The following is a 13,815-nucleotide window of genomic DNA, read 5'->3' on the forward strand; positions in this document are numbered from 1 at the left end:
GGGGGTGGTTCACTTCTTCGGTTCGGTCACTTGCTTCTCCGCCGCCACCGCAAGGTGCTCACCGGTCGCGAGACGGGAACGGCGATAGCCGTATACGAAGTAGAACACGAGCCCGACGGCCATCCAGACACCGAACACGATCCACGTGACGGCGGACAGGCTGCCCATCATCCAGACGCAGAAGGCGAGGCCCAGCGCGGGCAGCACCGGAGACAGCGGCACACGGAAGGTGCGGCGCATGTTCGGGCGGGTGCGGCGCAGCACCACGACGGCTACGTTGACCAGCGCGAAGGCGAACAGCGTGCCGATGCTGGTGGCGTCCGCCAGCTGGCCCAGCGGGATCGCGGCGGCGAGGACACCGCAGAACAGGGAGACGATCACCGTGTTGGCGCGGGGGGCGCCGGTCTTCGGGTGCACCTTGGCGAAGATCTTGGGCACGAGGCCGTCGCGGGCCATGGCGAACAGGATGCGGGTCTGGCCGTAGAGCACGGTCAGGACGACACTCGCGATGGCGATGACGGCGCAGGCGGCCAGCAGCGTTCCCCAGAAGCTCTGCCCGGTGACGTCCTTCATGATCTGGGCGAGCGCGGCCTCGGAGTCGTTGAAGCTCCGCCACGGCTTGGCACCGACGGCGACGGCCGCGACCAGCACGTACAGGGCGGTCACGATGACCAGGGACAGCATGATCGCGCGGGGCAGGTCGCGCTGGGCGTTCTTGGCCTCCTCACCGGCCGTGGAAGCGGCGTCGAAGCCGATGTACGAGAAGAACAGCGTGCCGGCGGCCCCGCTGACGCCCGCCATCCCGAGCGGCATGAAGTTCGAGTAGTTGCCGGACTTGAAGCCCATGAAGCCGATGGCGCAGAACAGCACCAGCGCCGCGATCTTCACGCACACCATGATGGTGTTGGCCCGCGCCGACTCCTTGGCGCCGCCGAGCAGGAACACCATCGCGAGGACGACGACGATCAGCGCGGGCAGGTTGAAGATGCCGCCGTCGCCGGGCGGAGCCGACAGGGCCGTCGGGAGGGTCACGCCTATCGTGCCGTCCAGCAGCTCGTTGAGGTACTCGCCCCAGCCGACGGCCACGGCGGCCACCGACACGCCGTACTCCAGCAGCAGACACCAGCCGCAGACCCAGGCGATCAGCTCGCCCATCGTTGCGTATGCGTACGAGTACGAGGAGCCGGAGACCGGGATGGTGCCCGCCAGCTCGGCGTAGGACAGGGCCGAGAACAGCGCGGTGAGACCGGCGATCACGAAGGAGAGGGTGACGGCCGGGCCCGCCTTCGGGACGGCGTTGCCGAGGACGACGAAGATGCCGGTGCCGAGGGTGGCACCGATGCTGATCATCGTCAGCTGCCACAGCCCGAGGGAGCGCCGGAGCGAGCCCCCCTCGCCCTGGCCGCCCTCAGCGACCAGGCGTTCCACGGGCTTGCGCCGCATGAGGCGCGCGGCGAGGCCCGGGGTCACGGGGGCGGTCGCTGTGCGGTCGTGCGGGGGTGCGCCTTGGTCGAGCACGCGCTGGCTCCTTCTCGATGCCGGTCATTGCGGACGGGGACCGGCGGCAGCCCCGCGAGGGCAGGAACCCACCGAGCGGGGTTCCCGCCACGCCACGTACAGACGAGCACCCTATGAGCCAGGCCTTCACGGGCGTAATGCAGCAACCTTGCGCGTCCCCGCATGATCATTGCGTTCATGGGACCGGAATGACAAATCGTTGCACGTGGGCTGTCGACCGTTGCACGGCGATCTCAGATGCGCCTTTGCGTGCACAAGTGAGTACGGACCTTCCGGATACGTCCGGATACCTTCCGGACGGCTTCCGGGCACCTTCCGGACGATTTCCGGACGGACTTCCGGACGGGCCTTCGAGCGACTTCCGGACGGACCCCCCGGGCGGCTTCCGGGCGGATTTTCGGGCGACTTCCGGGCGGATTTTCGGACACATGAAGGCGGCGCCGTCGTCGCCGTGAACGAGGCTGCGGCTGCGGCTCCGGACACGCCGACGGCCCCCGTTCCTCCCGGGTGCGGGAGGGACGGGGGCCGTCGGGGAGGATGGGTCGCCGGTCAGCTCCAGCTGGCGTGCAGCGGCTTGCCCTCGGCGTAGCCGGCGGCGCTCTGGATGCCGACGATGGCCTTCTCGGCGAACTCCTCCAGGGAGCCGGCGCCGGCATAGGTGCAGGAGGAGCGGACGCCCGCGATGATCGAGTCGATCAGGTCCTCGACGCCCGGGCAGGCCGGGTCGAGGAACATGCGGGAGGTGGAGATGCCCTCCTCGAACAGCGCCTTGCGGGCGCGGTCGTAGGCCGACTCCTCCGACGTACGGTTGGCCACGGCGCGCGCGGACGCCATGCCGAAGGACTCCTTGTAGGCACGGCCGTTCGCGTCGTGCTGGAGGTCGCCCGGCGACTCGTACGTACCGGCGAACCAGGAGCCGACCATCACGTTGGACGCGCCGGCCGCGAGGGCCATGGCCACGTCGCGCGGGTGCCGGACACCACCGTCGGCCCACACGTGCTTGCCGTACTTCCTGGCCTCGGCGGCGCACTCCAGCACCGCGGAGAACTGCGGCCGGCCCACGCCGGTCATCATGCGGGTGGTGCACATGGCGCCGGGGCCCACACCGACCTTGATGATGTCCGCGCCCGCGTCGATCAGGTCCTTGACGCCCTCGGCGGAGACGATGTTGCCCGCGGCGATCGGCACGTGCGGGTCGAGCGCGCGGACCAGCTTGATCGCGCTGATCATCGACTCCTGGTGGCCGTGCGCGGTGTCGATGACGAGCGTGTCCACACCCGCGTCGAGCAGCTGCTTGGCCTTGCCGGCCACGTCGCCGTTGATGCCGACGGCGGCGGCGATGCGCAGCTTGCCGTGCGCGTCGACGGCCGGGGTGTACAGCGTGGCGCGCAGGGCGCCCTTGCGGGTGAGGATGCCGACGAGCTTGCCGTCCTTGTCGACGGCCGGGGCGTAGCGGCGGTTGGCCGCGTCCAGCCGGTTGAAGGCCTCGCGCGGGTCGATGTCCGCGTCGAGCAGCAGCAGGTCCTTGGACATGACGACCTCGAGCTGCGTGAAGCGGTCGACGCCGGTCAGGTCCTGGTCGGTGACGACACCGACCGGCCGCTGGTTCTCGTCGACGACCACACCGGCGTTGTGCGCCCGCTTCGGCAGCAGGGCCAGGGCGTCGGCGACGGTCTGGTGCGGGGCGAGCACGATCGGCGTGTCGAGCACCAGGTGGCGGCTCTTCACCCAGGAGACGACGTCGGTGACGACGTCGATCGGGATGTCCTGCGGGATGACCACCAGGCCACCGCGGCGCGCCACCGTCTCGGCCATACGGCGGCCGGCGATCGCGGTCATGTTGGCGACGACGAGCGGGATGGTGGTGCCCGTGCCGTCCGGCGAGGCGAGGTCCACGCCCTGACGCGAGCCGACCGCGGAGCGGCTCGGCACCATGAACACGTCGTCGTACGTCAGGTCGTACGCGGGCTGGATGTCATTGAGGAAACGCACGTGCTGCACATCCCAGTCGTTCAGAGGCGACCCCCGGACAGGTGTGCCAGGGGGAAAGAGCACGTACTTCATTCTCCCATGTCCGCGCCGTTGTCACGCCCCCACGGAACCTCCAGGGTGACCGCCGATCTTCTAGGATGATCCTCCAAGGCGCGAACCGCCCAGGGCCAGCACGACGGCCAGCGCGGGTGTCCGGTCCACCGCTTCTGCGAACACGTCCTGGGCCGTCCGCCACTCGCCGGGCCGCGCCTCGCTGTACGGCTGCCAGCCGCGGACGACGATCAACAGGCCTTGTTCGACGGCTCCCTCGGGCCAGACGGTGTGGTCGCAGAGGGAGTCGACCAGCGCGTCCCAGTTGCGCCCGAACCAGTCGGGCAGCGCCAGCGCCCGGGCGGCCCGGTCCATCAGCCCGGCCTTGTCGGTGACACCGTCGAGGTCCAGGGTGACGACGAGCCGCCCCGTCAGGTCGGTCGGGTCTTCGCTCATCTCAGCACCGCCCGGAACGAGTTGTAGTGATCATCGGTGTAGTAGATCTCCCCGCCCTGCCCGGTGACGATGCGCCGGGCCCCACGATCGCGCGAGCCGGGCGTCTTGACGGTGTACTCGTGGTAGTAGCCGCGCCGGTGCCCCGGCAGACGGCCCTCGTAGTTCCCGAAGACGACGCCGTCCTTGGCGTACGGGAAGGGGCCGCCCCTGTCGATGCGGGCGAGCGCGGTGCGGGCCTCGGCCGGGAGCCGGGACTCCCTGACCGTGCCCATCCCGTGCGCCCACGCCGGTGCGGACGCGCTGGTGCCGGCCGGACGCGGACCCGTGGCCGTCCCGGCGCCGGAGCCCGGCCCCGACCCGGACGAGCACCCCGCGAGCAAGGCGGCGAGAACGACGGCCAGGAGTCCGACGAGCGCACGGGGCACCGTCAGGGACCGTCCGGGAGCGAGGGGCGGCATCAGAGGCCGTCCTGCCCTGTGGGGCCGTGGGAGAGGGATGAACCGCAGCGACATGCCGACGATGCTGCCACGCCCGTCCGGCCGCGACGGCTCCGCGACCCACCGCGACCGTCCTCACCACAGCCTCCCCCGCGCCCCGCTGCAGCGGCTTGCCCCGCCCCCCTGAACCCCACGAACCCGCCATGGGACACGCCCCATGACGGGCCGCGCGGGCCTGTCAGATGCCGTCCGGGTCGGCCCGGCCGAGCGTCGGCTTCGGCGTCGGACCCGCCGTCATCAGATAGTCCGCGGCGGAGGTGTCCGTCACCAGGCTGGTGACCAGCCCCGACCGCAGCACCGCGTCGATCGCGGACGCCTTGCGCTGCCCACCGGCGATCGCCACGACCTCCGGGATACGGCGCAGCTGGTCGGCCTTGACCGTGATGCACCGCTCCCCCAGGTCCCGCCCGATCCGGCGCCCGTCGGCGTCGAAGAGGTGCGCGGCCATCTCGGCGGCCACGCCGAGCGAGGCGTAGTGCGCCCGCTCCTCGTCGCTGAGCATGTCGTGCACCGTCGAGATGCCCGGCTCCCAGGAACCGATGGAGACACAGGCGACCGTGACCTTGTCGAAGTACTCGAAGGCCCGGGCGATCCCGGTCTGGTTGCGCAGGGCCGCAGCGGTGGCGGCGTCCGGCAGCAGCATCGGCGCGTAGATCGGGTGGGCGTCGCCGCCCGACACCTGGGCGGCGCGGCGGACGGCCTCGACCGAGCCGCGCTCCGAGGTCCCGGCGTCGTACACGCCCGTCAGCTGCACGACCGTGCACGGCGGCAGCCGGTCGAGCGCCGCCGCCATGTGGATGGTGGACCGGCCCCAGGCCAGCCCGAGCACGTCTCCCTCGTCGACGAGCTCGCCGAGCAGGTCGGCGGCGACCTCGCCGAGGTTCTCGGGGTCGGGAGTCTCCTCGGCCTCGGCCGGGGACTCGACCACCACGGCGTGCCTCAGGCCGTAGCGGGCGCGGAGCGCGTCGGAGCGCTCGGCGTCCAGCTCGGCCGGGACACGGATCTCGATGCGTACGAGATCCCGTTCGAGAGCCGTCTCCAGGACCCGGGCCACCTTGAAGCGGCTGACGCCGAACTCCTCCGCGATCTGGATCTTGGACTTGCCCTCGAGGTAGAAGCGGCGGGCCATGGCCGCCGCCTGCACCAGCTCTGCGGGTCCCATCCGCATGGCTGACCGGCCCGCCGACATACCCGACACGGCGATCTCCTCACTGCTGTTCACACTCTGGATTCGCCGTTCATCCTTGCAGATTCGGCGCTACGGATCTGCCCTGATCGGGGCCGTTCCCTTAACCGTTCACGTAGCCGTGGCTCAGTGGTCGCATGCCCACGAGGCCTTGGCGGTGGCCGCTGCCGCCTGACTGCGCAGGGCACGGACCGCCTCCGCCGGGTCCTGCGCGCCGTACACGGCCGAGCCGGCGACGAACACGTCCGCTCCCGCGTCCGCGCACCGCTCGATCGTCGAGGCCGAGACACCGCCGTCCACCTGGAGCCACAGCTGCAGGCCGTGCTTGCCGATCAGCTCACGGGTGCGGCGGATCTTGGGCAGCATGATGTCGAGGAACGCCTGGCCGCCGAAGCCGGGCTCGACCGTCATGATCAGCAGCATGTCGAGTTCCGGGAGGAGGTCCTCGTACGGCTCGATCGGCGTCGCCGGCTTCAGCGCCATGGAGGCGCGGGCGCCCTTGGCGCGGATCTCCCGGGCGAGCCGCACGGGTGCGGCGGCCGCCTCCACGTGGAAGGTGACGGAGGAGGCGCCCGCCTCGACGTACTGGGGTGCCCAGCGGTCGGGGTCCTCGATCATCAGGTGGCAGTCCAGCGGGGTGTCCGTCGCACGGGCCAGGGACTCCACCACCGGCACACCGAGCGTGAGGTTCGGGACGAAGTGGTTGTCCATGACGTCGACATGGAGCCAGTCGGCGCCTTGGACCGCCTTGGCCTCCTCCGCGAGGCGGGCGAAGTCGGCGGACAGGATGCTGGGGTTGATCTGCACGGCCATGCCCCAAGACTGCCATGTCCGGGGCACGAATGTTCGCGCCGGTCCACAGGCGATACCGATCATCGTACTTTCATGGCCGCCTGTGGATGACGCTCGACGCGTCCGCGGCCTCAGGCGGTACGGCGGATGAGCGCCAGATACATCGCGTCGGTGCCGTGCACATGGGGCCAGAGCTGCACGTCCGGCCCGTCGCCGAGCGCCGGGACACCGGGCAGCATCGGACGGGCGTCGATCAGCTCGCAGCCCGGGCGCTGCTTGAGCACGTCGGCGACGACCGCGCGGGTCTCGGCCAGGTGCGGTGAGCAGGTCGCGTAGCCGACGATCCCGCCGACGCGCACCGAGTCGAGCGCGGTGCGCAGCAGGGCACGCTGCAGCGGCGCGAAGTTGTCCAGGTCCTCCGGGCGGCGCCGCCAGCGGGCCTCGGGGCGCCGGCGCAGCGCGCCGAGCCCGGTGCACGGCACGTCCATCAGCACCCGGTCGAAGGTGCCGGGCTGCCACGGCGGCCGGGTCCCGTCGGCCGCGATGACCTGGTACGGCCCCGGGTTGCCGGCCAGCGCCTTGGCGACCAGCCCCGCCCGGTGCGGCTGCTTCTCGGAGGCGAGCAGCGTGGCGCCCCGCTCGGCGGCGAGGGCGGCCAGCAGCGCGGCCTTGCCGCCGGGCCCCGCGCACCCGTCCAGCCACCTGGTGTCGGACCCCTCGACGGGCGCGCCCGCGAGCGCCAGGGCGACCAACTGGCTGCCCTCGTCCTGCACGCCGGCCCGGCCCTCGCGGACGGCCTGCACCGCGCCCGGCTCACCGCCCTCGGCGAGCCGCACCGCGTACGGCGACCAGCGCCCCGGTACGGCCGCCTCCTCGCGCAGCAGTTCCTCGGTGGTGGCCCGGCCCGGCCGCGCGACCAGGGTCACCTCGGGCCGCTCGTTGTCGGCCTCCAGCAGGTCCTCGATACCGGCGCGCCCGCCGCCGAGGGAGTCCCAGAGCGCGGAGACGACCCAGCGGGGGTGCGAGTGGACGACGGCCAGGTGGTCCTCGGCGTCCTCGTCGTACGGCGGCGCGACCTTCTCCAGCCATCCGTCGAGGTCGTGCTGCGCGACCTTGCGCAGTACTGCGTTGACGAACTTGGCCCGCCCGTCGCCGAGCACCACCCGCGCCAGCTCGACCGAGGCGGACACGGCGGCGTGCGTCGGAATCCGCGTCCCGAGCAGCTGGTGCGCACCGAGGCTGAGCACGTCGAGCACCGGCGGGTCGACCTCGCGCAGCGGCCGGTCGACGCAGGCGGCGATCACCGCGTCGTACGTGCCCTGCCGCCGCAGCGTGCCGTACACCAGCTCGGTGGCGAGGGCCGCGTCCCGCGCGTCGAAGTTCTCCGGCCCCTCCTTCTCACGCGCCTTGCGCAGCAGCGGAGGCAGCACGAGGTTGGCGTACGCGTCCCGCTCGTCGACCGCGCGCAGCGCCTCGAAGGCCAGGATGCGGACGGGGTCCTTCTGCGGACGGCGGTAGGGCTTGGCGGGCCTGCGCGGCCGCCGGGACTGCTCGCTCACGAAAAAGGTGCTCCGGATGTATCAGGAAGGGGTGCGCATCCCAGCCTACGTCGATGCACCGTCAGACCCTTCGACCGGGCCCTCAGCCGCCGAGCGCCTCGCTCTCGGTGATGCGCACGCCGCGGGCCCAGTCGGCGGCCCGCATCGGCTTCTTGCCCTGCGCCTGCACCCAGAGCAGCTCGACGGCGTACGAGCCGGTGCCCACGTGCACGCTGTTCTTGCCGATCGCCATCCGCCCCGGCGCGAGGTCGGTGCGCTCGGGCACGGGCGTGACGTGGATGAGCTTGAGGCGCTCGCCGCGCAAGGTGGTCCAGGCGCCGGGCGCCGGGGTGCAGCCGCGCACGACCCGGTCGACGCGCAGCGCGGGCGCGGCCCAGTCGACCCTGGCGTCCTCGACGGTGATCTTCGGCGCGACGGTGATGCCCTCGGCCGGCTGCGGTACGGCCTTCAGCGAGCCGTCCTCGATGCCGTCCATGGTCGCGGCGAGCAGCCCGGCGCCGGCGAAGGCGAGCCGGGTGAGCAGATCGCCGCTGGTGTCGGTGGCCCTGACCTCCTCGGTCACGGTGCCGTAGACGGGCCCGGAGTCCAGTCCCTCCTCGATGAGGAAGGTGGAGGCGCCGGTGATCTCGTCACCCGCCATGATCGCGTGCTGCACCGGAGCCGCCCCGCGCCAGGCGGGCAGCAGCGAGAAGTGCAGGTTGACCCAGCCGTGGGCCGGTACGTCGAGGGCGACCCTCGGCAGCAGGGCGCCGTAGGCGACGACCGGGCAGCAGTCCGGGCCGATCTCCTTCAGCCGCTCCAGGAACTCGGGATCCCGCGGCTTGAGGGGCTTGAGGACCTCGATCCCGGCCTCCTCGGCCCGCTCGGCCACGGGCGACGCGACCAGCCTGCGCCCGCGCCCGGCCGGCGCGTCGGGCCGCGTGACGACGGCGGCCACCTCGTGCCGCCCGGAGGCGATCAGAGCGTCCAGAGCGGGAACGGCGACCTCGGGGGTACCGGCGAAGACGAGCTTCATGGGCGGGATCGGGCCTCTCGGGCGGGGGTGGGACGGGCAGCGCACCAGTCTATGGCCCCGAGGGGACAGACGGGTGAGGACCGCGTACGCGTGGCCGTCAGCGGCGCGGAACCGCCGCCGGTCGTCCGGCCCTTGCGGCCGACGGGAACCGGGGGGTGCGCGGACGCCGCAGCACCCCGGGCGCACGCCCGGACGACCGGCGTACGCATATGCCGGTACGCCCCCACCCCGTGACCAGCGGAGCGCGCACGCGTTGGTCAAGAAAGAGTTGACCACCTGGGGCCGCTGTGGCGGCCCAATTCCTTTCAACGCCGGTTCGAGAGGCTTGTTCATGGCCGACCACGCAACCCACGACGCCCAGGCCCGGGCCAGCCTGCACTTGCTGGTGCGGGACATCGAACGGGTCCGCCGGCAGGTGGACGCGCTGCGCACGCTCACCGCCCAGCTGGGAAATGTCTACCGTCCGCGCCGCTCCGGCCCGTCCACGGGCTTCGTCGTCTACGGACGCGCCCCCGCCCCGACGGTGCGCCTTGCCCAGGAACTCCGGGACAGTGTCGAAACCCTGGTCACGGCCGCCGTGGACTTCGACCGCTCACTCGGCTTCTCGTGGGACGCGGTGGGCTCGGCGCTCGGAGTCACCAAGCAGGCGGTGCACCGCCGTTACGGCGCCCGCCGCGCCGCGACCCAGGCGGCTGCCGAGGCCGAGCGCGGCCCGGAGCCCTCCGGGACCCGCACGCTCAATGCGAACACCGCGCTGCCCACGGTCCCGACGGTCCCCGCGGCCCGTTCGATGCCCACGCAGCCGACGGCGGGCAGCTCCGCCCTGCGCGACGACGCCCGTCCGACGGCCTTCCCCGGCCCGCGCAACGGCTGACACCTCGCGCCGCCCTCCCGGGGACACCGCACATCCGGGAGGGCCAGACGTCCGCGCCGACACGGCGCCCCGGACATCCGACGCCGTCCGCCTCGCTCCGCGCGGCTCCCGGCAGGGCCCGGCTTGCTTCGACGGCCGCCCTCAGCCGATGTCCGCCGGATCGATCCGCACCCGCACCGCCTCCCCGCTCCCCCGTGCCATGCGCGCGGCCTGAGCGGCCTTCAGCGCGGCGGCCAACGCGGCCCCGCTGCCCGGCGGTACCCGCACCAGTGCCCGGTCCCAGTGCTCGCCCGGCGGCGGCGCTCCGGGCCTGCGAGGCCGTCCGGGCGGCGACGGCGGTACGGGCACCGGTCCCAACACTTCCGCGTCCGAGGGCAGTTCGACCGAGGCCAGGAACTCGGCGAGGGCCTCCGGTGTCCCGGAGACGGCCGCCATCCGCGACACCGGCGGGAAGCCCAGCTCGGCCCGCTCGGCCAGTTCCCGCACCGCGTGCCCGACGGGGTCCCACCGCACCAGGGCCTGCACGGGCCGCAGCGTCGGCTCGGCCACCACGACCACCGTGCCCCCCTCGCTCTGCGGCCGTACCAGCGCGCCCGCCGCGATCCAGCGGCGCAACGCGTCCTCACCGGCCCGCAGGTCCGGTCGTACGAGCATCGCCCATCCGTCCAGCAGCAGGGCCGCCGCATAGCCGCCCTCCGCGACGGGTTCGGCGCCCGGGGTGCTCACGACCAGGGCGGGCGTCTCCGGCACCGTGTCCAGCACATGCTCCCGCCCCGAGGTGCGCACCGGGACGGCGGGAAAGGCGCGCCCCAGTTCCTCGGCCGTCCGCCGCGCCCCCACGATCTGGGCCCGCAGCCGGAAGCCGCCGCATTCCGGGCAGTGCCACGCGCTCTCCTCGCGCCCGCACCAGCCGCACCGCAGCACCCCCGCGTCCTGGCCCTGGAGCGGCCCGGAGCAGTGCCGGCAGCGGGCGGGCGCCCGGCACTGGGCGCAGGCCATGCGGGGCGCGTAACCGCGCCGGGGCACCTGCACCAGCACCGGCCCGTGCCGCAGCCCCTCGCGGGCCGTCTGCCAGGCGAGGGTCGGCAGCCGGGCGGCGCGGGCCGCCTCGTCGCGTGCGAGGTCGTCGTCCCCGACCGTCCTGACCAGCGGCGCGGCCCGGCGGACCTGCTCCCGGCCGGCGATCAGCGGCCGGGCCCAGCCGCTCTCCACGAGCTGGGCGGCCTCGACGGTGCAGCCGAATCCGCCGAGCAGGAAGGCGCACTGGTCCAGCGCGGCGCGCAGCAGCAGCACATCGCGCGCGTGCGGCTGCGGGGCGTGCTGCTCGCTGTGGCTGTCGTCGCCGTCGTCCCAGACGGCGACGAGCCCGAGGTCCTGCACGGGCGCGAACATGGCCGCCCGCGTACCGACCACGGCGCGTACGGAGCCCCGGCGCACCGCGAGCCACTGCGCGTACCGCTTCTCGGGCCCGGCGTCGGCCGTGAGCAGCGCATGCCGCCCGGTGCCGAGCAGCGCGGTGAGCGCGGCATCGACCCGCGCGGCGGCCCGTCCGTCCGGTACGACGACGAGGGCGCCGCGTCCCGAGGCGAGGGTGGCGGCGACGGCGCGGGCCAGCTCCTCGCTCCACAGCGGGCCCGGCAGCGCGTTCCAGACAGCCCTGGGCGATCCGCCGCAGGCCAGCGCGTCCAGGAACGCGCCGCCGTGCTCGTACCTCCCGAAGGAAGCCGTCTCCGGCGCCGTCGGCGGGGGCAGCGGCGCGGGCGACGGCCGCTGCTCGGCGCGCGCGTTGCGCGGCGGTACGGCCAGCTGGAGCACATCGGCGAGGCTTCCGGCGTACCGGTCGGCGACGGCTCGCGCGAGGCACAGCAGTTCCTCGCTCAGCACCGGCTCCGGCGAGACGACCTGGGCGAGGGCGGCCAGCGGTCCGCTGTAGTCGGACTCGGCCCGCCGCTCGACGAGGAACCCGTCGATGAGCCCGCCGCCCTCGCGGCGCCCCTCGCGCACCCGGTGCCGCCCGGCCCCGAACCGCACCCGCACCCGCACGCCGGGCTGTGCCTGCGCGTCCAGCTCCTCGGGCACCGCGTAGTCGAAGTACCGGTCGAGGTGCAGGACGCCCTTGTCGACCAGCACCCGCGCGACGGGCAGGTCCTTCGCAAGCGCGGCGCCCCGCCAGGTCCGCGGCTTGGCGCGGGGTGTCTTCGCCTTGCGCACGCTCTCCCGGATGAGCGCGAGCTGCTCCGGCGGCGCCTGTGCGGCCCCGCCGTCCCCCTCTGCCCCGGGATCCCCGTTCTCGCTGCTCACGCTTGCATTCTTACCAAACAGCACTGACACCCGGCGTCCGTCCACCGGTACCCGCCCGGCGCCGCCCGGCTCACCGAGGCGTGCTGATGCCACCGAGGCCCGGCCCCCGAAGGGAGGCCGGGCCTCGGTGGTGAGCCGGTTCGCCGGCCCTGGGGCTTACAGGCCCACGGCGTTGCGCAGGGCGTCCACGCGGTCCGTGCGCTCCCAGGTGAAGTCCGGCAGCTCGCGGCCGAAGTGGCCGTAGGCAGCCGTCTGGGAGTAGATCGGGCGCAGCAGGTCCAGGTCGCGGATGATCGCGGCCGGACGGAGGTCGAAGACCTCGTCGATCGCCTTCTCGATCTTCTCGGTCTCGACCTTGTTCGTGCCGAAGGTCTCCACGAACAGACCGACCGGCTCGGCCTTGCCGATCGCGTACGCGACCTGCACCTCGCAGCGCGAGGCGAGCCCGGCCGCGACGACGTTCTTGGCGACCCAGCGCATCGCGTAGGCGGCCGAGCGGTCCACCTTGGACGGGTCCTTGCCGGAGAAGGCGCCGCCGCCGTGGCGGGCCATGCCGCCGTAGGTGTCGATGATGATCTTGCGGCCGGTCAGACCGGCGTCGCCCATCGGGCCGCCGATCTCGAAGCGGCCGGTCGGGTTGACCAGCAGGCGGTAGCCCTCGGTGTCCAGCTTGATGCCCTCGTCCAGCAGGGCCTTCAGCTCCGGCTCCACCACGAACTCGCGGATGTCGGGCGCCAGCAGCGACTCCAGGTCGATGTCGCTCGCGTGCTGGGAGGAGACGACCACGGTGTCCAGGCGTACGGCCTTGTCGCCGTCGTACTCGATGGTGACCTGCGTCTTGCCGTCCGGGCGCAGGTAGGGGATGGTGCCGTTCTTGCGGACCTCGGACAGCCGCTTCGACAGGCGGTGCGCCAGGAAGATCGGCAGCGGCATCAGGGTCGGCGTCTCGTCGGACGCGTAGCCGAACATCAGGCCCTGGTCGCCCGCGCCCTGCTGGTCCAGCTCGTCGCGTTCGTCACTGCCGGCAGCACCCACGACCCGGGACTCGTACGCCGTGTCGACGCCCTGCGCGATGTCCGGGGACTGCGCGCCGATCGACACCGACACACCGCAGGAAGCGCCGTCGAAGCCCTTCTTGGAGGAGTCGTAACCGATCTCCAGGATCTTGCTGCGGACCAGGGTCGCGATGTCCGCGTACGCCTTGGTCGTCACCTCGCCGGCCACGTGCACCAGGCCGGTGGTGATGAGCGTTTCGACGGCGACCCGGGAGGTCGGGTCCTCGCGCAGAAGCGCGTCGAGAATGGTGTCGCTGATCTGGTCAGCGATCTTGTCGGGGTGACCCTCGGTCACGGACTCCGAGGTGAACAGGCGACGGGACACAACGCTCCCTGTGGTTGCAGCGGCTGCTGGCTGATCATTTGCGGACGACGCACGGGGCTGCGCCTGGCGTCGCCGTGAACAGTTTATCGGTCGCACTCGGCCGATGGGCCACCCGTCTCGCCTCTCGGGAACGCTGTGACCTGCGGCACGGGCATTCTGCACAATGCCGGGCGGCCTTGGCCAGGGCCGCCACACCCGATTTGATCGGTCATCGA

The 13,815-nt window shown here is 72.7% G+C and carries 11 protein-coding genes; 1 reads left to right on the top strand and 10 read right to left on the bottom strand.

Annotated elements, in window-relative coordinates:
* Positions 1-9 precede the first annotated feature (9 nt).
* From AQI95_RS28150 to fmt, 8 genes are all read right to left on the bottom strand, one after another.
* Positions 10-1,518, bottom strand: coding sequence for an amino acid permease (locus AQI95_RS28150; RefSeq protein ID WP_067129753.1), 1,509 nt, complete (start codon positions 1,516-1,518; stop codon positions 10-12).
* 549 nt (positions 1,519-2,067) lie between these two features.
* Positions 2,068-3,510, bottom strand: a complete 1,443-nt coding sequence (locus AQI95_RS28155) for a GuaB1 family IMP dehydrogenase-related protein (protein WP_067130303.1) — start codon at positions 3,508-3,510, stop codon at positions 2,068-2,070.
* 132 nt (positions 3,511-3,642) lie between these two features.
* Complete coding sequence (locus AQI95_RS28160) at positions 3,643-3,996, bottom strand: barstar family protein (protein WP_067129755.1); 354 nt, start codon at positions 3,994-3,996, stop codon at positions 3,643-3,645.
* Positions 3,993-4,454, bottom strand: a complete 462-nt coding sequence (locus AQI95_RS28165; RefSeq protein ID WP_067129757.1) for a guanyl-specific ribonuclease — start codon at positions 4,452-4,454, stop codon at positions 3,993-3,995. The genes AQI95_RS28160 and AQI95_RS28165 overlap by 4 nt, the downstream gene beginning before the upstream one ends.
* 217 nt (positions 4,455-4,671) lie before the next feature.
* Positions 4,672-5,715 carry a sugar-binding transcriptional regulator gene (locus AQI95_RS28170; RefSeq protein ID WP_067129759.1) on the bottom strand — a complete coding sequence of 348 codons (1,044 nt, stop codon included), beginning with the start codon at positions 5,713-5,715 and terminating at the stop codon, positions 4,672-4,674.
* Positions 5,716-5,805: 90 nt separating this feature from the next.
* Entirely contained in the window at positions 5,806-6,492 is a 687-nt protein-coding gene (gene rpe / locus AQI95_RS28175; RefSeq protein ID WP_067129760.1) for a ribulose-phosphate 3-epimerase, read from the bottom strand.
* Positions 6,493-6,602: 110 nt separating this feature from the next.
* A complete protein-coding gene (locus AQI95_RS28180) occupies positions 6,603-8,030 on the bottom strand; it encodes an RsmB/NOP family class I SAM-dependent RNA methyltransferase (RefSeq protein ID WP_067129762.1) in 1,428 nt (475 codons plus the stop codon).
* A gap of 82 nt (positions 8,031-8,112) precedes the next feature.
* Entirely contained in the window at positions 8,113-9,045 is a 933-nt protein-coding gene (gene fmt, locus AQI95_RS28185; protein ID WP_067129765.1) for a methionyl-tRNA formyltransferase, read from the bottom strand.
* A gap of 331 nt (positions 9,046-9,376) precedes the next feature.
* Between fmt and AQI95_RS28190 the strand changes: the two genes are divergently transcribed.
* Positions 9,377-9,919, top strand: a complete 543-nt coding sequence (locus AQI95_RS28190; RefSeq protein WP_067129767.1) for a hypothetical protein — start codon at positions 9,377-9,379, stop codon at positions 9,917-9,919.
* 141 nt (positions 9,920-10,060) lie between these two features.
* Here the strand turns inward: AQI95_RS28190 and AQI95_RS28195 are convergent, their stop codons facing one another.
* Together AQI95_RS28195 and metK are read right to left on the bottom strand one after the other, a co-directional pair.
* Positions 10,061-12,220: a primosomal protein N' gene (locus AQI95_RS28195; RefSeq protein ID WP_067129769.1), complete on the bottom strand. Its 2,160-nt coding sequence runs from the start codon at positions 12,218-12,220 to the stop codon at positions 10,061-10,063.
* A 156-nt stretch (positions 12,221-12,376) separates the two neighbouring features.
* The gene (gene metK, locus AQI95_RS28200) at positions 12,377-13,600 is read right to left on the bottom strand and encodes a methionine adenosyltransferase (RefSeq protein ID WP_067129771.1); all 1,224 of its coding nucleotides are present in this window, start codon (positions 13,598-13,600) and stop codon (positions 12,377-12,379) included.
* Positions 13,601-13,815 lie beyond the last annotated feature (215 nt).

Source organism: Streptomyces yokosukanensis (genome assembly GCF_001514035.1).
Taxonomy (GTDB): domain Bacteria; phylum Actinomycetota; class Actinomycetes; order Streptomycetales; family Streptomycetaceae; genus Streptomyces; species Streptomyces yokosukanensis.

What these genes read in the sequence shown, in the direction of transcription:
- fmt (WP_067129765.1), bottom strand. Translation starts at nt 9,045, where the DNA reads ATGAAGCTCGTCTTCGCCGGTACCCCCGAGGTCGCCGTTCCCGCTCTG.
- AQI95_RS28165 (WP_067129757.1), bottom strand. Translation starts at nt 4,454, where the DNA reads ATGCCGCCCCTCGCTCCCGGACGGTCCCTGACGGTGCCCCGTGCGCTC.
- rpe (WP_067129760.1), bottom strand. Translation starts at nt 6,492, where the DNA reads ATGGCCGTGCAGATCAACCCCAGCATCCTGTCCGCCGACTTCGCCCGC.
- AQI95_RS28160 (WP_067129755.1), bottom strand. Translation starts at nt 3,996, where the DNA reads ATGAGCGAAGACCCGACCGACCTGACGGGGCGGCTCGTCGTCACCCTG.
- AQI95_RS28190 (WP_067129767.1), top strand. Translation starts at nt 9,377, where the DNA reads ATGGCCGACCACGCAACCCACGACGCCCAGGCCCGGGCCAGCCTGCAC.